Source organism: Varibaculum cambriense (assembly GCF_032557235.1).
Classification (GTDB): domain Bacteria; phylum Actinomycetota; class Actinomycetes; order Actinomycetales; family Actinomycetaceae; genus Varibaculum; species Varibaculum cambriense_C.
This window is the reverse complement of sequence record NZ_JAWGMB010000009.1, coordinates 55,170-77,614: the sequence shown is the minus strand read 5'-3', so window position 1 is coordinate 77,614 and position 22,445 is coordinate 55,170. Positions and strand designations below refer to the sequence as shown.

The window sequence follows — 22,445 nt, the reverse complement described above, 5'->3', positions numbered from 1 at the left end:
GTCGGACTAACTGCCACAATACCGCGCTTTGGTACCTCTAACAACAAAATTCACATTAATAACATGTGTAACAAGGGCTGAATCGGAGAAGATCTCGATTAAAACTGCTACTTTTCAAGGGGATATATTGAATTTACAAAAAGAAACACGCGGAAAACGCCGTAAAGTGAGATATGTCACTATGTGAGGCTATTGGCGTTTTCCGCGTGTCTGGCAGGCAGGAAATTACTCGGTTATCTGTCCATCAAAGAAGTCAGCGACTAGACCAAAATATTTCTTCCCATTTTCTGCTTCCCACTGCTTCATCCGCTCACGCGAACGCCGGATTTCTTCCTCAGCTTCTTTACGTCCTACCCAATGGGCGCCCTCAACAGATTTACCTGGTTCCAAATCTTTATAAACCTCAAAGAAGTGCTGAATTTCTAAGCGGTGAAACTCGGAAATATCTTCAATCTCAGTACGCCAAGAGGCGCGTTGATCAGCGGCAGGAACACATAAAACCTTATCGTCGCCACCGTTCTCATCGCGCATCCGGAACATTCCCAGCGGCCGGCAACGGATCACGCAGCCGGGGAAAGTGGATTCTTCTAAGACCACCAGGGCATCCAAAGGATCTCCGTCCTCGCCCAAGGTTCCATCAATAAAGCCATAGTCATCGGGGTAGCGAGTAGAAGTAAAAAGCATACGATCCAGACGGATGCGGCCAGTACCGTGATCAACCTCGTATTTATTACGGTTACCTTTCGGAATCTCTATGGTCACATCAAATTCCATGTGTATTTCCCCTTCCCGCCCAATAGGCTAAGTATGCGACAATCGGGGCAAAAGTATTACCGCCGAAGTCGTGGCATCTGCTTTATATTTAAGAATACGTGGAAAATTCATAAACGAGGGGAAGAATGCGAAAATCTGTACTTTTACCGCTAATTCTCCTGGTAGCGATGGTGGCAAGCGGCGTCGGTTATGGCGTTTTGGACGCCTACAACCTAGTGCCAGGGATTCTAACCTTAGAAAATGAATCTTTGGACATGCCCGAAACCGTGGAAGTTAGTCTTACGGATGCCTCCAGTGAGGAAGTTCTAGGAATAAATGAACACGCTGCGGAAATTACCGCGGCGCAAGTTCAGCCCCTAATGCAACAACTGGTAACGCAAGCTCAAAACGGTTTGCCCCCAAATCCTGGTAGCAACGACCCCGCCGCTAATACGCCGGTAGCTACGGGAAGTAGAGTCGGAGCGATAGTAATAGATACCGTTAGCGGAAAAACTCTTGGCCAAGTAAACGCAGACCAGCTAATGACCCCCGCCTCTTCAAGTAAAGTCGTGGCCGCGGCCACCGCCTTGAAAACCTTGGGACCCGACTACCGTTTCACCACCGCCACTCACTTGGCAGGCGAAAAACTATTCTTACGAGGAAACGGAGATCAGCTATTATCGGCCGGTTCTGGAAACCCCACTGCCACTGCCGGACATGCCGGGCTAGCAGATCTGGCAGCCCAAACTGCGCAAAAACTTAAACACAAAAAAACTACTACGGTGCAATTGTTCTTGGATGAGAGTGCTTTCGGGGATCAAAGTCCGCTTGCGAACTGGCAAGCCCAAGGCAATGAAAATTACGAAACCAAGCCCACCCCCATCGCGATCAACAACGGACTAGCCAACCCGCAACTGTCATACGGATACTTGCCCGATCCCGGACTATCGGCAGCGGAACAGTTCGCGGCGCGACTAAAAGAACACGGTATTAATGTGGGACAGATCCAGCGCGGCGCTACCCCCAACGATGCCCAAAAAATTGGGGAAGTAAAAAGCGCAGCCTTGCATGAAGTTATGCATGAAACCCTAAAAGAATCAAACAATATGCTGGCAGAAGTGCTTTGCAGAGCTTCGGCAGCGAAAGCTGGAACCGGTACAAACTTTCCCGGGGAAATAAAGATTGCCCAAAAGGTCTTAAATGATCTAAAACTCGAGGGTGCAGCTTTTGCCAATCAGGATTGTTCCGGACTATCAACTAAAAACCAGATCAAACCGCAACTATTAGCCGCACTAATCCAACAAGCTGCTCACGGCGATGATCCCCAGCTGCGACCCCTGGTCGCCTCCCTTCCCATCGGAGCCCTAGATGGCACCTTGCACGATCGATATTTGCAGGCAAACGGGGCCGGCAATGTGCGAGCAAAAACCGGTTCATTGCAGAACTCGCGGGCGCTCACCGGCTTGGTGACTACCAAATCCGGTAGAACTCTCACTTTCTGTGTGATCGTTGATTCCTTCAAAGAGGGAACCGGCGCTATTGCGCGCGGCGCCATCGATAACTTCGTAAACGGACTGGCAGGTCTGTGACCCGGCAATCGCGAGGCGCGCGAGGACGGATAGAAAGAGCCGTCCTCGCGCAACTAAAACAGCTAGAAAAACACCATGCGCGGGCAACCTTAGTAGTGGCTTGCTCGGGTGGTGCTGATTCCCTATCCCTAGCTGCATCTGTTATTCGTCTGGCACCTTCGAGAGAGTTTAAACCAGTAGCAGTCACCGTTGATCATGGTTGGCGCGCAGAATCGGGTGCGCAAGCACGAAAAGTGCAAGACATACTGACCGGTTTAGGGTACAGCCAAGTGGAGCTACTCACCCTTCCTGATGCGCAAATAGCCGGTAAAGGCAAAGAAGGTGAGGCCCGAAAAAGGCGCTACCAGGCTCTAGAAGAAGCCGCCAGCAGGTACGGTTCTTTGGGAGAAAATGTTTTTATCCTCTTGGGGCATACCCGTGACGATCAAGCGGAAACCGTGCTTTTAGGGTTGATTCGTGGCAGTGGCGCGCGCTCGATTGCGGGAATGCGTAGCTGGGATGAGGGCGCCGGAGAACAAAGCGCTAGACGTGCCGGCTATCTGCGACCGCTCCTGGAGATTCCCCGATGCGACACGGTAGCTGCATGCCGCGAAGGGGGACTGTCGTTTATAGACGACCCTTCTAACTATCCCGAAGGGCCAGTTCGAGCTGCAGATGGTACGGCTCTACGGCGGTCAGCCCTGCGGCATCACGCCTTACCCGCCCTCGAGAAAGCCCTCGGGGTAGATCCGCGCCCCGCCCTCGCCCGCACTGCCGCCCTGTTGCAAGCAGACTTGGATGCCTTAGATAGCCTAGCTGCCGATTGCTTTGCACAGGCTGAGCGGGGCGAGGGAGAAACGGTAACGCTGGAAACTAAAGCGCTACTTGCGCAACCGGAGGCGATCCGAAAGAGAGTGTGGCGCCTGGCGGCGCTAAAAGCGGGGGCGCGAGCCTCCGACCTGCGGAAAGTTCAACTAGATGCCGTGGATTTTCTGGCTACCCACCGCCGAGGTACTGGCCCGATCCAGTTGCCCGGGAAAGTCACCTGCACTCGAGTGGCAGGAACCTATGAACTTAACTTTCACGCGCAATCGAGAGGATAGACTGGGAAGATGGACGCAAATGATATGGGCGATGCGCTGGAGCGGATACTGATCAGCGAGCAGCAAATCGCGGACAAGCTGCAAGAAATGGCCACCCAAATCGATCGCGACTATCGCGGCCGAGAAATCCTATTGGTAGGGGTGCTCAAGGGAGCCACGATGGTGATGGCGGATCTGGCTCGCCTCATTCATACCCCCTTAGAAATTGATTGGATGGCGGTTTCCTCCTATGGGGCTTCCACCAAATCCTCCGGAGTGGTGCGGATTCTCAAAGACCTGGACTCCGACCTGGGGGGACGGGACGTGTTGATAGTCGAGGACGTGATTGATTCCGGCCTGACTTTAGATTGGCTCACCCGCAACCTTTCTTCGCGCGGCGCGTCCTCGGTAGAAATTGCGGCGCTGCTGCGCAAACCCGAGGCGGCGAAAGTGGAAGTTGACGTGAAATACGTGGGATTCGATATTCCCAATGATTTTGTAGTGGGATACGGCCTGGACTATGCGGAAAAGTATCGGAATCTCCCGTTCGTGGGTACCCTCGCGCCGCATGTATACCAGTAGCGGGATCAGGCAGGTTCACTGAGCGTCACACCGGGAAGAAGCGGTACTTCGCGAGTATGAAATTCGGCTGAGGGTGACCAAAATAAGCAATTGGAGCCCAAAGCGTTTAGGCTTGTCTCTATGAAATAACGCCGCCACGCGGCACCGGATAATAGGGTATGAAACCGATAAATGGCGAAGAAGAAAAAAGAAAATAAGAAGTTTTGGCTTAAATGGGGCATCCCGGCGATTGCGATAATCGCCGTATTTTGGGTGATTTCCCTGGTAATGGCGCCTACCGTTGTTGACACCTCCGAGGGGATAGCGCTGCTCAAAGGTAAAACCGTTGAGCGAGCGATAGTCAATGACGGTACCCAGCAGGTAAAGCTAGAGTTATCAAAGAAGTACACCCCCAAAAACTTGGGGAAAGACTCGCAAGTAATTCCGCAAGGCGCCACTAAAGAGGTCAATTTTACTTTTGTGCAATCCCAGGCGGAACAGGTAAATGAATTAATCCAGGACGGGAACCTGAAGAAGGGATATAACTCGATTTTCCCGACCGGTTCTTGGTGGTCAGCGCTTTTACAGATGATGATTCCGCTGTTACTGTTCTTTGCCCTGATCTGGTGGGCAATGTCCAGAATGCAGGGCGGCGGCATGATGGGATTTGGAAAATCCAAATTCAAAAAGTTTGACGCCTCGGCTCCCAAGATTACTTTCGCCGATGTGGCGGGAGCCGATGAAGCGGTAGAGGAACTACGCGAAATTCAAGAGTTCCTAGCCAATCCTGCGAAGTTCCATAACCTGGGGGCGCGGATCCCTAAGGGCGTTTTGCTGTGTGGTCCGCCCGGAACTGGTAAAACTTTGCTGGCCAAGGCGGTAGCCGGGGAAGCGAAAGTTCCCTTCTTCACCCTGTCTGGCTCGGAATTCGTAGAAATGTTCGTGGGCGTGGGCGCTTCGCGAGTGCGCGACCTATTTAGCCAGGCTAAAGAGTCCGCCCCGGCGATCGTGTTCGTTGATGAAATCGATGCGGTAGGTCGTCACCGCGGCACCGGTATGGGCGGTGGCAATGATGAACGCGAACAAACTCTAAACCAGCTGCTAGTAGAGATGGACGGGTTTGACGAAAACACCAACGTCATTTTGATTGCCGCCACCAACCGTCCCGATGTACTAGATCCTGCGCTGCTGCGCCCAGGACGTTTTGACCGGCAGATAAACGTAGATGCCCCCGATATAAAGGGACGGAAAGCAATTCTGCAGGTGCACGCCAAAGGTAAGCCCATGACCACCGATGTGGATCTAGAACAGATCGCGAAACGTACTCCCGGTTTTACCGGTGCTGACCTGGAAAATGTGCTTAACGAAGCGGCTTTGCTAACCGCTCGTTCTAATGCCGATCTGATCGATATGCGAGCAGTTGATGAGGCTATTGACCGGGTAATTGCGGGGCCACAAAGACGCACTCGGGTTATGAATGACCACGACAAATTGGTTACTGCCTATCATGAGGGCGGACATGCGCTTTGTGCGGCCGCCTTGCGTTATACCGATCCGGTTACCAAGGTTACGATTCTGCCGCGTGGGCGCGCCCTGGGGTACACCATGGTGATGCCGGTTGAGGATCGCTATTCGCGCACCCGCAACCAGCTTTTAGATGAACTGGTTTACGCCATGGGAGGGCAGGTAGCTGAGGAACTAGTGTTCCTGGATCCTTCCACCGGTGCCGCTAACGATATTGAAAAGGCCACCGCTACTGCTCGCCGCCTCGTAACCGATTTCGGTATGTCCGACAAGGTAGGGCCAGTAAAGCTCGGAAAAGATGATGCCGAACCTTTCTTGGGGCGCGATGGTATCTCCAGTAGAAACTATTCCGAGACCGTGGCCAGCACCATCGATGAAGAAGTACGTAGTTTCCTAGATACCGCCAATCGTGAAGCATGGGAAATCCTTACTCGCAACCGCGGGATTCTCGATGAGCTAGCTGCCCGACTGATTGAAAAGGAAACCCTGCTAGAAGAAGAACTAGAAGAGATCTTCTCTCCGGTTCAAAAACAGGCTGAACGCACCGTTTGGTCCTATGGTCAAGAAGGGGCAGTACCCGGGGCGATTTTTGGTAAACCGATTGCTGGTTCCCAGACTCCGGCTACGGCACCGATTCCGGAAAACCTAGCGGTAGAGGGCGAGTAACTCGTGGATTATAACCAGGATGGAGTAGAAAAGGCGATTCGCGATTTGCTGATCGCGATCGGTGAGAACCCCGATCGGGAAGGACTGCAGGAAACCCCGGCACGGATGGGCAGAGCCTGGAAAGAAATAATTTCTGGGATGCACTCAGATCCGGCGGCACCCCTCGAAAAACAGTTCCACGTGGACGATGAGGAAATGGTGATGGTGCGGGGGATTCCCTTCTATTCCCTGTGCGAACATCACCTGCTACCGTTCTTCGGGGTGGCTCATGTGGCCTATATTCCCCGCGAAGGCCGGATTACAGGGCTATCGAAACTAGCGCGAGTAGTAGAGGGATTCTCTCATCGCCTGCAGGTACAAGAAAGGCTCACTGCGCAGGTCGCCGATGCATTAATGGAGAAACTGGATCCGCAGGGCGCCGCGGTAGTTATCGAGGGAGAGCATCTTTGCATGTCCATGCGCGGAATCAAGAAGCCGGGGGCGCGTACCACCACCTCAGCGTTGCGCGGCGTTATGCGTTCTGACCCGCGCTCGCGGGCGGAAGTACTTTCCCTAATCCGCTCAAACTAGTTAGCTTAGGCGTTTTATCGGGTTGAAGAATGGAGAAATGCTACTTTTGCCCGCCTCCATACCAAAAGCACGTTTAATGCCAGGTAGGCTAGAATCATGACAATCCGCCAGATTCCTGACTTTTTAACGCCCGGACGCACCAAAGTTATGGGGATCATTAACGTCACTCCAGATTCTTTTTCTGACGGTGGCGACTGGTTCAATCCCGAAAAAGCGATTGCTCACGCCCTCGAGTTAGAAGCCGCAGGTGCCGATATCCTCGATATTGGGGGCGAATCCACCCGGCCGGGAGCCGAGTCCTTAAGCCCCGCGCAAGAACGAGAACGAGTGCTGCCGGTGATTGCCGGTTACCTAAAAACATCTCGCACCCCTCTGCCCATTTCTTTAGATACCGTCAATGCGGAAACTGCTGCCGCCGGCATAGCTGCCGGAGTGCAGGTCATTAATGATATTTCCGGGGGAACCCTAGATCCGGGGATGCTTGAGCTGATAGCCGAAACCGATGCCTACTATATTTGCCAACATATGCGCGGTAACCCCAAAACTATGGATAGCCTGTGTGACTACGGCGGGGACGTAACCGGCGGGGTTTGCCAAGGTCTGAAAGAACGTATCCAGGCCTGCGAAAGTGCTGGGGTTAATCTGAAGCGCCTGATTTTAGATCCCGGTTTAGGGTTCGCGAAAAGCGCTGAGCAGTCTTGGGAGCTATTAGGTAACTTAGAGCAACTGGCGCAGCTGGGATATCCCTTGCTCATTGGGGCTTCTAGAAAACGATTCCTAGAAATGGCGGTTCCCAGTGGCTGGGACAATGCTTTGCCCGCCGGGGTTAAGGCGGGAGCCAGACGGCGGGAGGATGCTACCACCGCGGTGAGTGCGCTTTGCGCCGAGAGTGGCGTTTGGGCAGTTCGGGTACATAATGTTGCGGCTTCAGCTAGTGCGGTCGCAGTGGGGCAACTGTGGAGGGAAGCAGCATGTCGCTAAGTCAGGAAGAAATCAGTGAACGTTTGCAATACCTCGACCACATTAGTTTGGTGGGGATTGAGGAACGCGGACGGCATGGGATGCTCGATCATGAACGCCAAGACGGTCAACTATTTCTAGTTGACGCCGATATTTACTTAGATCTGCACGATGCCGGGGCAAGCGACCGGATCGAAGATACCGTCGACTATTCGCAGATATCGGCTCTGATTAGCCGGATTATTACTGGTCCGCCATGCGACCTGTTAGAAAAAGTTGCAGCCCAGATTGCCGAAGAAACCCTAGAACTGGAAAACGTCCAGGCAGTGCGGATTTGTTTGCATAAACCTGAGGCGCCGCTAGGTTTAGAAAAACAAGACGTGAAACTAACCATTTGGCGGGGTCTGGATAATCTACTTCCCGAAGAAGAACCTTTGGAAGAAACCGCTCCCTTATCGGTGGCAGAGATCGCGGCGGAGGGCGCGGCCGAAGGTGGTGAAACTTCCCTCGAAAATGCAGAAAATCCTTTAGAACAGGCTCCCACCTCCCCCCGGCAAGTGGTGGTGGCCATGGGCGGAAACCTAGGAGAGGTTTCTGCTACTTTCCGCGAAGTAGTTGCGCAATTGTCGCACACTAGTGGGATCGGGGTAGTTGAAGTTTCTCCTCTGGTGAGGACGGCTCCGGTGCTTAGCGAAGACCAGGAAGAGCAACCAGATTACTTAAATGCGGTAGTAATCCTGTCCACTATGCTTTCTCCTTTAGAGCTTTTGCAGGTATTGCAAAATCTTGAGGATGAGCACGGCCGGGTGCGAAGCGAGCGCTGGGGAGCGCGCACTCTGGATTTAGACATCATCGATTATCAGGGCGTTACCAGCAAGGATGAACGCTTGATTCTGCCACATCCGCGGGCTAGTCAGCGCGCTTTTGTGCTCTTGCCCTGGTCGCTGGTATCCCCAGCGGCCGAACTTACCGGGGTAGGTGAAGTGGTAGTTTTGGCAGACTATGCCCCGGATCGGGATGGAATAAAAGAGATCTACCCCGATTGGGTAGCCAATAACCATCCGCTAACCGAGGAGGGCACGGGATCTATTCCCTTACCCCGCTGGTCAGCTATTTCTCGTCCTGCGGTTCCTCCGCGAGTACTAGACGATGCCCGAGAGTTGCATCCTACAGGAGAGGTCTCGCAGGTGGCTAAACCTAGCTCACCGCTTCCTCCAGCTGCCGAGGATACGCGTTCTCCGCAGGTTCCCCCGCTTCCGGTTCCTTCGACCGGATCCGCGCAGCCCACCCCTCCGTCCTCTTCTTTGCCCCTGCCACACCTGGGTAATGACCGTACCCAAGCAGCAGTGATCTTAGATGAGGAACCGATAGAAAAACCTGAGAAACCGGAAACAATAGCGACCAAACCGAAGAAAAAGAGCTGGTGGCAGCGGATTAAAGCTTTCTTTTTAGGGGAGAAAGCAGATCCCGAGCAATTTATGCCGGACTTTGAGCAAGCCGAAAACCTAACGGAAATTGCAGCCGAATCTGAGCATTCCTGGCAAGCACTACCTAATTCTCCCGTACCTGCCCCGCCCCCCTCGCCAGCCCAGCAGCTTGCCAGCGCCAAGACGAGCGCCACTGCGGAAAAAAATCTGACTGCAGAGCAGGATGCCGCCCCAGCAGTCGGAACTGACAGCGAAACTGGGGAAGCTAGCGACAGTGGGCAAGGGGCAGCTGCTGATCCAGTGCAAGTTATGGAGCCATCCGCGGAAGCGAGCAACGGACAGCCAACTGAAACCATGAAGCGGGGCAGTGGCCGTCACGCCGGTAGGCTAGTTACCGGTCCGATTCCAGTTCCTCAGGACTCCCCGCAGCCGCTCCCGCTAGATATTGAGGCAGGTAAAGTTAACGATAGTGAAGATGCTCGCGGAGAAGACGAATCTCGGGTGGAACGAAAGTCGATTCTGCGTCCGACTACTACCGGCGCGATCCCGGTAGTTGAACCGGAGACAGACCGAACTGAACAACCTACTGCAGTTTTCGATCCGCTAGCGGACTCCGAGTAATAATATGCGGCCACTGCGAAAACTTAGCTTGTTAGCCCTGGGGGCGATGGCATTATTGGCGGGATATTTCCTCAGTGATTTGGCGGTGAAGATGGGGGGTACGCCTTTACAATTCAGCCCCATTCTCACGGTGCTGATCTTTTGCGGGACGGTGGTACTCGCAATTTTTGGGCAGGCCGTCAAGCGTTTGCGTGATGGGAAACCCTCCTGGATGCAGCTAGCGAAAGCCCCGATGGTAGCGCTGGTCGCCCAAGCCTCCGCAGTATGGTCAGCTTTGTTCTTGGGATATTTACTGTCCCAGTTGATATTGGCGTTCCAGTTGCGTCATGCGGAAATAGCGGGTTCGTTTGCGGGGAACACTATTGCTTTAGCACTGGTGAATCTGGCGCTATTAGTAGTCGCACTGCTAGTTGAATCCTGGTGCATTATCGATGACGGCGAGGACGGTACCCCGGGAGCAAATGGTGCTCCCGGTGGCGTTAATCCGGCTTCCACCTAGCGGCTTGGGGTAACCTGAGGGCATGAGTCCAGACCAACGCCGACGTTCTTCCGAGCGGGTACGTCCTTCGCAAACAACTTTTTGGGTGCGCCGACTAGTAGCGTTGCTAGTTTTGCTGGTGTTGATCGCCCTAGTGCTATTAATCGTTCGTTTTGCCTGGTCCTGGATGCAGGCTGCCGATGATAGCAAGCAGCGTGCCCAAGCTGAACAAGCTAAAAAAGAGGTCGTAACCCAACCCACTACCTGTAATCTCGCGAATATTAGCTACAAGCTAGAGCCGGAAAAGGCTGAAAACCAGGTGGGAGCGGGCGTTAACTTCAAAGTAGTTTTACATAACACCAAAGGAAATCAGCCTTGCACTATGAATGGGGCTATTGACAAGGTGGGCGTAAAAGTTATTACCGGTGAAGACACGGTGTGGGAATCCTGGAAATGTCAGGGGAAAGTTCAGGAACAGCCGCTGCTGCTCGGAACCGGCATGGAATATGACACCACTCTCAAGTGGGACGGGAAAACTAGAAACGGCTGCGAGAAGGGCGATCTGGCGCAGGCCGGCACCTATCGGGCTATTCCTGTTCTCTATGGGAAAGAAATCACCGACGCGAAATCTGTCTTTACTTTGAAGTAGCCTCCTCCTCGGGCAGGGCGATCATCACTGCTTCTGCCAGGTTTGTTACCGGATGTAGGCTCATCCCTTTGGGGGCAGTAACTTCATCGGCTCCCAGGCGAGGTATCAGGGCGTGACGAAAACCTAGCCGTGCAGCCTCGGATAGACGCTGTCCCACACCCACGGTAGCGCGGATTTCTCCGGTTAAGGAGACCTCCCCGATAGCCACCATTTTTTCTAGGGGAGGGCGTGACTGGGTAGCGCTGGTAATGGCTAGCGCCACCGCCAAATCAACTGCCGGTTCGCTGGTTTTGGCGCCTCCTACGGTGGAAACATAAACGTCACATTGGGAAAGGGCGAGGCGCAGGCGGGCTTGCAGTACCGCTAGGGTCATTGCCACCCGCGAATAATCTAGTCCCGAGGTGGTGCGCCGCGCTGATCCCCCAGAAACCAGCGGAGACACTAAGGCTTGAATTTCGGTAGGCATCGGGCGTCGTCCCTCGAGAGTCACGGTTACGCAAGTGCCGGGTACCCGTGAGGAAGTCTGGGACAGGAATAGTCCCGAAGGGTCTGCTAACCCGATAATTCCTTTCTCTACCAGCTCAAAACAACCAACTTCATCGGTGGCACCATAGCGGTTCTTGACCGCCCGCAGCAGCCGTAAGCGGGTATGGCGATCCCCCTCGAACTGGGTAACTACGTCAACTAGGTGTTCTAAAACGCGCGGACCGGCAATACCACCGGATTTAGTTACGTGCCCTACCAGTAAAATCGGGATTCCGCGGCTTTTGGCGACCTCGATTAAAGCCGAACATACTGCGCGTACCTGGGTCACGTTTCCGGCTTGTCCACTGACTTGAGCTGAGGCAATAGTTTGTACCGAATCTGCAATCACCAGTGAAGGGGAGCATTGATCGATATGCCCCAAGACGCTTTCCAATTCGGTTTCCGCAGCCAGTAAGAGATTATCGGTCAGGGCGCCGATTCGCTCTGCTCGCAAACGCACCTGTGCGGCAGATTCTTCCCCGGTTATATACAGTACCGACTTGTTTGACCAGGTGGAGGCCACTTTTCCGGCAACATCCAATAAGAGGGTAGATTTGCCGACACCCGGTTCACCCGCCAATAAAACCACAGATCCAGCCACTAGGCCGCCGCCGAGCACCCGGTCGAGTTCCCCGATCCCCGTGGGGATGAATCTAGCGTCAGCAATATCAACTTCACTGATGGGTAAAGCCTTATGACGGGGAGTTTTGCCTGCGATCTTGTTGCGGGAGGGGGCAGGCTCGTTAGCCGGGACGCTTTCCTCTAGCGTTCCCCAAGCCTTACAGTTGCGGCATTGCCCCAGCCATTTGCTAGATTGCCAGCCACATTCGGAACATTGATAGCTTGTCTTTACCTTGGCCATGCCCTAACTTTAGCGCGGCAAGCCAAGTAAGTATTTGAGCGGGGTAGGCTGTAAGCAGAATGCTTCACTATTTACAGCTGGGGACAAAAGGAGGACACAGATGGCGAAACGGGATGCTAGCGCATCTGGAGTGCTAGTTATCGGTTTGGGGCGTTTCGGTTCGGCGGTAGCCGCCTCTTTAGAGAGCCTAGAGCGCGAAGTCTTGGCGGTGGAAAAGTCCCCGCGGATTGTTACCCAATGGCAGTCGCGCCTGCCGGTGGTGCAAGCCGATGCTACCAGTGCCGAAGCCTTAGAGCAGCTGGGAGCCACCGATTTTCAAGCCGCCGTAGTGGGGGTAGGAACCGCCCTAGAGGCATCGGTACTGATCACCGCGAACTTGGTGGATCTGGGAATCGGGTCGATCTGGGCAAAAGCCACTTCCCTAGAACATGGGTCGATTCTAAAGCGAATCGGTGCTCATCACGTGGTTTACCCCGAATATGATGCTGGGGTGCGTACCGCGCACCTCGTGGGTGGCAAGATGCTGGACTATATCGAGATGGATCGCAAGGGCTTCTCGGTAGTGAAAATGCGTCCGCCCAAAGCCTGCCACGGCTTTACTTTGGCGGAACTAGATACTCGCTCTAAATATGGGGTCACGGTGATTGGGGTGCTCTCTCCCGGCGAGCCTTTTGAATATGCTGCTCCCCAAACCCGGGTGGATGCTAACGACATCATTATTGTTTCTGGTGACGCTGAATTATTGGAGCAGTTTGCGCAAATGCCATAACCCGCTTTAGGAGTCGAAATCGGGGTTTCGGGGACTTTTGGGGATTGTAGAGGACGCGGGGTAGCTAATCTCGCGCGGGTTTCGAGCGTTTCTGCTACCTGTATCCCGCTACTAAATTTCTATCCTAGAAACTGTAGGTTCTCTCGGCAGAACTATCCGATGATGGGACGTTCTTCGGGCATTCTGATTACGCGCCGGCGCTCGCGCAGCGCGAGCGCCGCCGCGACCGTCATAGTGCCAGTTCTGCCCGCAAACATTAGCAGTACCAGTGAGTATTTCCCGATAATCGGTAAATCAGGGGTGATTCCGGTTGATAATCCTACGGTGGCGAAAGCAGAGATCACTTCAAACCCGATAACATCCATCGAATAGTCAGTTACCGATAGTAAGAAGAAGATAGCGGTCACCACCAGGATGGCGCCCAGACCGGTCACGGCCACTGACAGGCGCACTACCGAAGGGGGAATGCGGCGATGGAAAGCTTCTACGTCGCGATCCCCGCGAGCCTCCGCCATAATCGCCAAGATCATGACTGCCAGGGTGGAGACTTTGATACCTCCCGCGGTGGAGGCGGAGCCCCCGCCAATAAACATCAGTACGTCCAGCAGGAACCAGGATCCTCTGGTCATTTGTCCCACGTCAATGGTGCTAATCCCGGAGGAGCGGGAGTTCACTCCGAACAGAATCGAGGTTTGTAGGGATTCGGAAGTGCTCATGGAGCCGAAAGTTCCCCGGTTATTCCATTCTGAACAGGCGATTACTACCGCGGTAAATAGCCAAACGGCCAGGTAGGTAGTGATAGTTAGTTTTGAATGCAAACTAAGTTTGTGGGGGGAACGCCAGTTTTCTTTGAGGTCTAACATGACTGGGAATCCCAGGGCGCCCAGGAAAGTTCCCAGGATTACCGGGGTAATCATCCACCAGTCTCCCAGGTGGGCATCTATTCCCTCGGGTAGGTTGATTAGTCCCGCATTATTGAAAATGGAGATGGACTGGAACAGAGCGTGCCAGATAGCGGAGCCAACGGACTCGTTCAAGGTTAAGAAGCGAGGTAGTAGCGCGATGAAAATAATTGATTCGCAAGTCAGTGAGGTGACGATCACCGTGCGGATCAGGGCGCCGACTTTGCCGAGGGAAGCGGTTTTTTCGATGGCGGCCAGCATTCTTTGGGTTAGTCCAATATGGCGTGATACCGCTAGTGCCAATATCGATGCCAGGGTCATTACCCCCAGGCCGCCAATGAGGATCCCCAACATGATCACGATTTGTCCGAATAAAGACCAGTAGGAAGCGGTGTTGACTACGGTTAGGCCGGTTACACAAACTGCTGAGGTGGAAGTAAAGACTGCGTCGACCAGGGGAGCGGGTTTGCCGGTGGTGGTGGCAATCGGTAAAGAAAGCAGTAGCGTCATCACCAGGATGATTACTGCGAACACCAGTACTACCAGCCGTGCTGGGGAGGTGCGGGCAAGATGGTCTAGTGATTCTCTGACCTTCGCACGGTTGGAAACGCGCCGCTGTTTTGCCATTGCACCCCCTTTAAAAATAAATAATTCCTGCCTTGATATTAACCCGCTGCTTCTACTTTCGGTTAGGACAGGTAGGCAGGATTATTTTCGCAGCACCAATACCGGAAAATATAGCTTCCGCTAGAGTAAATTGTTAGAAAAATAGCTAAAGTGGCTCTAAAAAATAACGGAAGTTTGCGGTTTTTTAGTGACTTTCGTGTGACAGTTGAGAAAAGTGGGTCTCATGGGGTATTTTTAGACATGGATGCCTGAAACTCTAGAATTTTTCTAGGTCAACGGCTTAAGCTAATAAATATTCCCTAACCGGCATGGATTCGAAATTAGGACGGAACATTATGGCACAGCAGCAAGCTCCGCGCTTCGTAACAGTGGCAGAGGTCGCGGAACTAATGCGCGTGTCCAAGATGACGGTCTATCGGATGATCCACGCCGGTGATATCCCCGCAGTTCGAGTCGGTAAGTCTTTTCGGGTACCGGCTGCGGCAATCGACCAGATGATGGGACAGGGTTTTGGTGACTGGGAACAATCTTCAGGGGTAGCCAATAGTTAATCGCCGCTTAAGTTGTTGTATAGTAGGGCGAGAAAAATACCTTAAGGTAATATCTGCGCCGCGCGCGCACCAAGAAGCAAAAGGAGAACCTAGTGGGCTCGGTAATCAAGAAGCGCCGCAAGCGCATGTCCAAGAAAAAGCACCGTAAACTGTTGCGTAAGACTCGTCACCAGCGTCGCAACAAGAAGTAGCGGACATAATGCAAAATGGATCCAGGAATAACCTGGATCCATTTTTTATTCTCTCTTGTGCTTGTTGGGGGAAATGTCGGGCTAATACCCGAATGGGCATTAGCCCGCATTTGTGAGGTCAGAGACTTGGGAAGTTTAAGAGAAATATTATTTTAGTTTGCTACGTAGCAAATTCCGTATTAGGCTACTTATATGTCGATCAATGAAGATTTACAATTGGATTTTGGGTATCCCCGACCGCAATTGCGTCGTAGTGACTGGGCTAGTTTGAATGGGTATTGGCAGTTTGCGGAAGATCCTGAGGATGAAGGCCTAAAAGAGAGCTGGTTTAGATGCGCCTCGGTGTTTAACCGGGAAGTGCTCATTCCTTTCCCCCCCGGGAGCGAGCTATCTGAAATTACAGATTTTTCGGATTGTGATGTGGTTTGGTATCGACGAAACTTGAAACATCAAGATTTGCCTCCTAAAGCTGATGGAACTGAATGGTGTCTTAACTTTGAGGCGGTTGATTTCTTTGCTGACGTCTGGGTGAATGGGAATCATTTATGCAAGCACGCCGGGGGTGGAACCTCTTTTTCGGTAAAACTTCCAGAGGACGATGAATATGAAGTTGTTGTGCGAGCGGAAGATTGTAGGCTTGATCAGAGTCAACCGCGGGGAAAACAAGATTGGCTCGAACAACCGCATGACATCTGGTACAGACGTTCTACCGGAATTTGGCGAGATGTGTGGGTGGAGTCCGTTCCCTGTCATGCAATAGAGCAAATTTGGTGGAAATTTGATCTTGATCGAGCAATAGTCACTGCCGAATTTGCCTTTTCAAAATGGATTCCTCAGGGAAGCATTGGTATTAATTTGAGATTGCGGGGGCAAGAGCTGGCTGCGGTTGAAACCGATATAAACGGTATGTCTGCAACCGTAATCTTAGAGATTCCGCAGGTGCGGAGTCGAACGGAATGGAATAATCTACTTTGGTTCCCCAGCTCGCCTAACCTGATTGATGCTGAAGTTAAGTTAAAAGTTGGTAGCCAAGAAGACAAGGTTCTTTCTTATCTTGGGCTTCGTGCAGTAGATATCAAGAATGGGTATCTAAGAATTAACAGAAAACCTGTATATGTTCGCGGAATCTTAGATCAAGGGTATTGGCGGGAAAGCTTCTTTACAGCGCCTAGTTGCGATGCTCAAATTCGTGATTTAGAACTAGTTCGGGACATGGGATTCAATACGATTAGAATCCATCAGCGGACTCCAGATAGACGCTATCTTGCTATGGCTGATTACCTGGGAATTATGGTGTGGGCAGAGTTTCCTGCTGCATTTGAGTATTCTCGCCGAGCCATTAATTGGACCTTATCGCAGTGGAATTCAATACTTGACCGAGATGCATCCAGTCCTTCGGTTGTGGTGTGGGTACCTTTCAACGAGAGTTGGGGAGTTGACGCAATCTCCACTAATCCCAGCCAACGCCACTTTGTAAATTCGATAGTTGAATTAACTAGAGCGAAGGATCCCACCCGGTTGGTAGTGGCTAACGATGGTTGGGAACAACTCGATACGGATATTGTGAGCACGCATGATTATGCGACCACTGCAAATGAATTGGAAATTGCTTACCTAGAACCTGGAAATGTATGCCAGACCATTCATGGAATCGGGCCGCAAGGAAGACCCATCCTGTTGAATTCTTCAACAGAGTTAGGGGATCGTCCGATGATGGTCACAGAGTTCGGAGGAATTTCTTTACGTGAGGATAAAGAATCTTCCTGGGGATATGAAGTAGTCTCAAACACTAAAGATTTCGAGGAAAGAGTTTCGTCGCTATTCAGAGCACTTTACAACTCATCCGTACTAACGGGGTGGTGCTATACCCAGCTCACTGACACTCTTCAAGAGACAAATGGCTTATTGAAAGAAGATCGGACGCCTAAAATTTCTATCTCTCAGATTAAACGGTTTGTCCTGGGTGATAGTTTTCAAAATCAAATTCGTCCTCGAAGGTTTAATCAACCAGCAGGAAGCGAGGAATAATGCGTTTACCATCAAAGACTAAGTGTAAGGACTGGCTGGTTAATTTCAGCTTTGTCGTTCCGTTCTTGCTTTTCTATCTGGCCTTTATCATCTATCCCGTCATTCAGGCCATATTGATGAGTTTCTACGATTGGCAATTACTGGGCAATGCGCCAGTTTGGCTAGGTCTAGACAACTACTTGAAGATGTTCGGTGGGCAAAACATTGAATGGTCTTTGAGCGCTCAATGGTTCGTAAGGCTATTACTGTTGTCTTTTGCAATCTATTGGGCTTGGCGAACGAGGAAAACTCGTAATGCCGGAGATATCGCGTTGACGGTCTCTTTACTCCTTATCGTTCTCCTGATGGGATTCCATCCTGGGGAACATGGGTCATGGAACGATCCTCGATTTTGGAATGCTTTTAAAAATACGGTGATTTTCACGGTTGTTTCCACGCCGATTATTGCTGGATTGGGATTGGTGTTCGCGTTGCTTCTTAATAATCCCAGACGGAAAACTAACGGATTGTATCGGGCGGCGCTATTCCTTCCCTATGTTTTACCGGTATCGGTAGCGACTTTGATTTGGGGGTATTTGCTTAATCCTTCACGTGGTATGGTCGGACGATTGAGTGAGATACTAGGTAGAGAGCCGATTGCATGGCTCGCGGATCCGCGATTTGCTATGGGCGCAATCATAGTTACCACAGTTTGGTGGACTGTTGGGTTCAATATGATTCTGTTTGGGGCAGGCCTTCAGGATATTGACCCCGTATTGTATGAGGCGGCGCAATTAGATGGAGCCAGTAAATGGCAACAGTTCCGCCATATAACACTGCCGGGTCTGAGTCATGTGTCCTTGCTAATCATGGTTACTCAGATTATTGCATCTTTCCAGATTTTCGGTCAGGTAAATATTATGACGGGTGGAGGTCCAGGTAATACAACAGACGTTGTAGTCAGGTATATCTATCAAACGGGATTCCGGGATATGCAGTTAGGGTATGCATCCGCAATGTCACTATTCCTCTTTGTAGTTATGGTTTTGGTTTCCCTTATCCAATTCCTCATGTCTCGCGAAAGGAAAACGCAATGACGGTGTTACCTCAGCAGCAGGAAAGGCAGTTTGAAGTGGTCAAGGAAAAAAAGTTATTCAGTTCCGCTTTCAGAAGTACTAAGCGTTCGTTTAGTTTGTACCAGCTGGTGATGATTGTTCTTTGCCTGCTGTGGGTACTTCCACTAGTTTGGATTTTTTCCCTGTCGTTGACGCCTAACGAGGCGTTGAAGGTGAGTTCGCAGCATATTCTTCCTCAGGGTTTGACTTTGAAGAACTACGCTGATGTGCTGAGCACCAGTTTAACCATGAAATGGTTTATGAATTCGGCTATCGTAACTGTGATTACTACTGTGCTTACGGTGTTCGTATGTGCAACTGCAGGATATGCTTTTTCTAAACTGCAGTTTCCGGGGCGCTTACTTATTTATGCCCTTACGCTAGCCGGGATGATGGTTCCCAAAGAAGCCATGTTTATCCCACTGTTCATGATGTTTGCGGATGTGGATATGCATAATACCTACGCTGCGCTAATAATTCCGCGCGTAGCTTTCCCGCTCGGGGTGTTTATTATGACGCAATTCTTTAGCCAAGTGCCACACGAGTTGGAGGAGGCCGCGAGAGTAGATGGAGCGTCACAATGGAAAGTATTTTATTCCGTGATGCTGCCGATGGCCGTTCCGTCTATGATTGCTTTGGCAACCTTCACTTTTGTTCAGAGCTGGAACGATTATCTATGGCCCCTTGTTTCAGCTACTAAGCCAGAGATGTTCACCATCACAACTGGATTGGCATCTATGCAGGGGAATTTTGCCCAAGCTACAGAGTTAGGGTCGCTCATGGCTCGGGGTGTCTTAGGGTCTCTTCCACTCTTGATAGTGTTTCTGCTTTTGCAAAAATATCTGATTCGGGGAATCTCAATGTCTAGTGGTGGAAAGTAAAACAACAATGGAAAGGAATCCACAATGAGGATGATTAACAAGATAACGGTAGGAGTGGTTGCGTCTGCTCTGCTCCTTACTGGCTGTGGTGCGAGCGGAGGAAGCGCGAGCAAAGGAAGTGCGAACTCCAAAGATATTGCATCCAACATAAAAGCGGTAACCGATGATCAACTTAAAGGAACGACCATTAATTTGGCTCGTTTTTTTGGTGACTGTGATGACACAACAAAAAACGTCACAGATATGTCCAAGGCGACTACTGAATGTGAAGCAATTCAGATTCTTACAAATAAGTTTGTGGCAGAAAATAAGTGGGGAATTAAAGTTAAGCGACTAGGTGGGGCTACCTGGCATTCTTTCTATGATGGTTTAAATGCCGCCTTAGCTAGTACAGACCGCCCAGACGTAACGGTAATGCATGGAGCAAATCTTCCCGACTATGCCTCCCGGGGATTGTTATTAGAACTGGACAATAGCTTAGGAATCGATCTGGCCGACGCCACAGATGCTGCTAAAGATGCTATTCGGTACGAGGGTAAGAACTATGCGGTACCTTTCGACACGCACGCAATAATCTCTCACCTTAATATGGATATTCTTGAAAAAGCCGGACTGACTAATCCCGATGGGACATATGACATGCCCACATCCCCCGAGAAATTCCTTGCCGATGCAGAGACCGTTAAATCAAAGACTGGAAAGAACTTTATTGACATTGCGCTTTCTAAGGATCCTATGGGTGAGCGTCTATGGATGTCTTTGATTTGGCAACAGGGCGAAGAGTTTATTGATGCTAAGACCAAGACCGTTAAAGTAAATTCAGAAGCATCGAAAACTGCTTTGAAGTTCATGAATGAACTAGTCAAAAAAGGATATACCACTCCAACTCATGATTATGATGCATCGCAGCAGGCTTTTATGAAGGGTGAATCCGCGATTATGTACAACGGGGTTTGGGCCGTAGATCAATATACCAAAGAAGTTCCCTTCCATTATGAGACTACTAATGCTCCCATGCTGTTCTCTAAGAAATTCACTTGGGCAAACTCCCACACTTGGGCTATCCCGGTTCAAGCTAATAATGATCCGGTTAAGTATCGAGCAGCTTTGGAATTTGTTAAATTCCTTTACGGGCACACTGGAGATTGGGCAGTAGCAACTGGGCATATGGCTTCAACAAAGACGGCGCTAACATCTGATGCTTACAAGAATGCGCCTCACCGTGTACAGTATTTCGATACCGCCACAAAGTATGCTCATATGCAACCGCGCCTCGCAAAATGGCCTGCCATTGGCGATAAAATACAAGAGGGTATAGAAGCAACTTGGCTGAATAACGAGCCAGTAGATTCCGTGCTTAACAACCTGCAAACAGATATTGAAGGTATGCTTAAGTAGCAAGGTTTACTAACTAGCATTGACGATGAGCCAGGCGAGAAAAAGCCTGGCTCATCGCTTTAAATAGGACTCGTTAATCATGCAGCCGGAGAGGTTGGTAATTGGTGACTAAAAGAAAAAATCCAAGACCCAATATGATGGATGTAGCCAAGAAGGCAGGAGTTTCGCAACGCACAGTATCGAATGTTGTGCGAAACTATCAACATGTCGCTCCCCAGACACGTGAGCGAGTTTTAAAGACAATCGCAGAAGTTGGATATCGTCCAAATAATGCAGCGCGGCAGCTGCGTAGTGGCAGAACTAAATTTATTGCCTTAGCGGTTCCGGATATAACCTGGCCTTACTTTTCAATGCTGGCGCAGGCTATCCAGACGGAGGCTAACCGGCTAGGGCTAACTCTGATAGTCCGGGAAACTAAAGGAAGTGCCAATGTAGAGCGGCAAACATTGGAGAATTTCTATACAGGTTCGGTTGATGGGCTTATCATCTCCCCAATTGAACTTTCTGGACAGGAACTGCGTGAACTGGATCTAGGAATACCGGTAGTTTTACTAGGGGAAAGAATCCACGACGCTGGATTACTACATCTTTCTATCGATAACATTGGTGCTGCTAGGCAGATGATGGATCACATTCTTGACAGAGGTGCCAAGTCTTTCTGGATCGTTGGTGATTCTGACACAATGGCGACCCGTTCAGCGGGAAAACTTAGAAAACAAGGGTTTATAGAGGCTGCAAGTTTGCGTGGAGTTAATGAAAATGCATGGATGCAGCTTCCTGCTTCACCATGGACACTGGGAAACGGGTACCAGGCGGTCTCAAGTCAACTTGGAACGAGTACTCCGCCGGATGCCATTATTTGTATGAACGATTTACTCGCTCTGGGAGCGCTACGGGCTTGCCAGGAAGCCGGTTTTGCAGTGCCGAGAGACACCATGATTTCGGGGTGGGATGACATCCCCTTTGCTGCTTTCTGCACCCCTCAGATCACTACAATTTCTGCTGATATTGCGACTATAAGTCGTAAAGCAGTTAGCGGTTTGCGGATGCTGTTTGATGCGCCAGATTCCCAGTTGTCTGACGTTACAGTGGGATACCAGTTATTAGTTAGAGAATCAACGAGCGCATGATTCTAATGGATTAAGTGGCTCTTTCTGCCTACAATTACACTTTTGCAACGTCACGTAGAATTTGAAATAAAGCCCTGCATCCAGTCGCCCTCATCCTCACTACCTTTATCAGGCGGTGAGTCTCTGGGCTTCCTCGCGCCTTTGCCTAATCAGCTCGCGCCTTTCCTCTTGGGTAAGACCGCCCCATACTCCATAGGGTTCTTGCGCTGCCAACGCATATTCGCGGCACTGCGTGATCACCGGGCATTGAGTGCAGATAGCTTTTGCGGCATCATCTCTCCTGCGGCGAGTTCCCCCGCGTTCGCCCTCGGGATGAAAAAACTGTTCAGTGTCTAGGTTCCGGCAAGCCCCCTGATATTGCCACTCCCATAAATCAGCCACCGGTCCCGGAAGGCGCGAGATGTCGCTCATTCGATGCTCCTTTTTATCCCTGTCAGTTATGGCTCAGTATGGAGGAGATAGCTTACGATTCTCTGAAAAATAGCCCATTCTGCGGTGAATAAAATGTAAACAATAGATTAATCTCCAGCTCAATAGGGTAAAGGCTGCGGGTTAGCGCTCAGCGAACAGTAAAGTCGGGTTCAAAGGCAATGATCTAGGTGGAGTTAATAGAATTCGGGGTGTGTGC

Annotated in this window: 21 protein-coding genes; 17 read left to right on the top strand and 4 right to left on the bottom strand. The window is 51.1% G+C overall.

The window, feature by feature from the left end; all coding sequences use genetic code 11:
- Nucleotides 1-225: 225 nt before the first annotated feature.
- Nucleotides 226-774 carry an inorganic diphosphatase gene (locus tag E6072_RS07625; protein WP_238128376.1) on the bottom strand — a complete coding sequence of 183 codons (549 nt, stop codon included), beginning with the start codon at nt 772-774 and terminating at the stop codon, nt 226-228.
- A gap of 125 nt (nt 775-899) precedes the next feature.
- Between E6072_RS07625 and dacB the strand changes: the two genes are divergently transcribed.
- From dacB to E6072_RS07580, 9 genes are all read left to right on the top strand, one after another.
- Nucleotides 900-2,342 carry a D-alanyl-D-alanine carboxypeptidase/D-alanyl-D-alanine-endopeptidase gene (dacB, locus tag E6072_RS07620; RefSeq protein WP_316694862.1) on the top strand — a complete coding sequence of 481 codons (1,443 nt, stop codon included), beginning with the start codon at nt 900-902 and terminating at the stop codon, nt 2,340-2,342.
- Complete coding sequence (tilS, locus tag E6072_RS07615) at nt 2,339-3,424, top strand: tRNA lysidine(34) synthetase TilS (protein WP_316694859.1); 1,086 nt, start codon at nt 2,339-2,341, stop codon at nt 3,422-3,424. Before dacB ends, tilS begins: the two co-directional genes overlap by 4 nt.
- A 9-nt stretch (nt 3,425-3,433) precedes the next feature.
- Entirely contained in the window at nt 3,434-3,985 is a 552-nt protein-coding gene (gene hpt, locus E6072_RS07610; protein ID WP_101929426.1) for a hypoxanthine phosphoribosyltransferase, read from the top strand.
- Nucleotides 3,986-4,156: 171 nt separating this feature from the next.
- Complete coding sequence (gene ftsH / locus E6072_RS07605) at nt 4,157-6,154, top strand: ATP-dependent zinc metalloprotease FtsH (RefSeq protein ID WP_316694856.1); 1,998 nt, start codon at nt 4,157-4,159, stop codon at nt 6,152-6,154.
- Nucleotides 6,155-6,157: 3 nt separating this feature from the next.
- Nucleotides 6,158-6,724, top strand: coding sequence for a GTP cyclohydrolase I FolE (gene folE / locus E6072_RS07600; RefSeq protein ID WP_316694855.1), 567 nt, complete (start codon nt 6,158-6,160; stop codon nt 6,722-6,724).
- A gap of 96 nt (nt 6,725-6,820) precedes the next feature.
- Nucleotides 6,821-7,705, top strand: coding sequence for a dihydropteroate synthase (gene folP / locus E6072_RS07595; RefSeq protein WP_316694853.1), 885 nt, complete (start codon nt 6,821-6,823; stop codon nt 7,703-7,705).
- Nucleotides 7,696-9,732: a 2-amino-4-hydroxy-6-hydroxymethyldihydropteridine diphosphokinase gene (gene folK / locus E6072_RS07590; protein ID WP_316694852.1), complete on the top strand. Its 2,037-nt coding sequence runs from the start codon at nt 7,696-7,698 to the stop codon at nt 9,730-9,732. Before folP ends, folK begins: the two co-directional genes overlap by 10 nt.
- A gap of 4 nt (nt 9,733-9,736) precedes the next feature.
- Nucleotides 9,737-10,231 (top strand): DUF3180 family protein, encoded by a 495-nt coding sequence (locus tag E6072_RS07585; RefSeq protein ID WP_316694851.1) that lies wholly within the window; start codon nt 9,737-9,739, stop codon nt 10,229-10,231.
- Between the two features lie 22 nt (nt 10,232-10,253).
- Nucleotides 10,254-10,859, top strand: coding sequence for a hypothetical protein (locus E6072_RS07580; RefSeq protein WP_316694849.1), 606 nt, complete (start codon nt 10,254-10,256; stop codon nt 10,857-10,859).
- Here E6072_RS07580 and radA read toward each other — a convergent pair.
- A complete protein-coding gene (gene radA / locus E6072_RS07575; RefSeq protein ID WP_316694848.1) occupies nt 10,846-12,246 on the bottom strand; it encodes a DNA repair protein RadA in 1,401 nt (466 codons plus the stop codon). The two genes, E6072_RS07580 and radA, sit on opposite strands and share 14 nt — an antisense overlap.
- Before the next feature lie 100 nt (nt 12,247-12,346).
- On the opposite strand from radA, the gene E6072_RS07570 reads away from it, so the two are divergent.
- Nucleotides 12,347-13,015, top strand: coding sequence for a TrkA family potassium uptake protein (locus tag E6072_RS07570; RefSeq protein ID WP_316694846.1), 669 nt, complete (start codon nt 12,347-12,349; stop codon nt 13,013-13,015).
- A 152-nt stretch (nt 13,016-13,167) separates the two neighbouring features.
- Here the strand turns inward: E6072_RS07570 and E6072_RS07565 are convergent, their stop codons facing one another.
- Nucleotides 13,168-14,544 carry a potassium transporter TrkG gene (locus E6072_RS07565; RefSeq protein WP_316694844.1) on the bottom strand — a complete coding sequence of 459 codons (1,377 nt, stop codon included), beginning with the start codon at nt 14,542-14,544 and terminating at the stop codon, nt 13,168-13,170.
- A 335-nt stretch (nt 14,545-14,879) separates the two neighbouring features.
- Between E6072_RS07565 and E6072_RS07560 the strand changes: the two genes are divergently transcribed.
- From E6072_RS07560 to E6072_RS07530, 7 genes are all read left to right on the top strand, one after another.
- Nucleotides 14,880-15,095, top strand: coding sequence for a helix-turn-helix domain-containing protein (locus E6072_RS07560; protein ID WP_024059667.1), 216 nt, complete (start codon nt 14,880-14,882; stop codon nt 15,093-15,095).
- A gap of 92 nt (nt 15,096-15,187) precedes the next feature.
- Complete coding sequence (locus E6072_RS07555) at nt 15,188-15,286, top strand: 30S ribosomal protein bS22 (protein ID WP_005504750.1); 99 nt, start codon at nt 15,188-15,190, stop codon at nt 15,284-15,286.
- Between the two features lie 192 nt (nt 15,287-15,478).
- Nucleotides 15,479-17,314 carry a glycoside hydrolase family 2 TIM barrel-domain containing protein gene (locus tag E6072_RS07550; RefSeq protein WP_316694843.1) on the top strand — a complete coding sequence of 612 codons (1,836 nt, stop codon included), beginning with the start codon at nt 15,479-15,481 and terminating at the stop codon, nt 17,312-17,314.
- Nucleotides 17,314-18,390 (top strand): sugar ABC transporter permease, encoded by a 1,077-nt coding sequence (locus E6072_RS07545; RefSeq protein ID WP_316694842.1) that lies wholly within the window; start codon nt 17,314-17,316, stop codon nt 18,388-18,390. Before E6072_RS07550 ends, E6072_RS07545 begins: the two co-directional genes overlap by 1 nt.
- A complete protein-coding gene (locus tag E6072_RS07540) occupies nt 18,387-19,289 on the top strand; it encodes a carbohydrate ABC transporter permease (protein ID WP_316086698.1) in 903 nt (300 codons plus the stop codon). Before E6072_RS07545 ends, E6072_RS07540 begins: the two co-directional genes overlap by 4 nt.
- Nucleotides 19,290-19,313: 24 nt before the next feature.
- Complete coding sequence (locus tag E6072_RS07535; RefSeq protein ID WP_316086697.1) at nt 19,314-20,687, top strand: extracellular solute-binding protein; 1,374 nt, start codon at nt 19,314-19,316, stop codon at nt 20,685-20,687.
- 104 nt (nt 20,688-20,791) lie between these two features.
- Nucleotides 20,792-21,817: a LacI family DNA-binding transcriptional regulator gene (locus E6072_RS07530; RefSeq protein ID WP_316086696.1), complete on the top strand. Its 1,026-nt coding sequence runs from the start codon at nt 20,792-20,794 to the stop codon at nt 21,815-21,817.
- Nucleotides 21,818-21,925: 108 nt separating this feature from the next.
- Here E6072_RS07530 and E6072_RS07525 read toward each other — a convergent pair whose 3' ends face one another.
- A complete protein-coding gene (locus tag E6072_RS07525; protein WP_316694839.1) occupies nt 21,926-22,228 on the bottom strand; it encodes a WhiB family transcriptional regulator in 303 nt (100 codons plus the stop codon).
- Nucleotides 22,229-22,445: the final 217 nt, after the last annotated feature.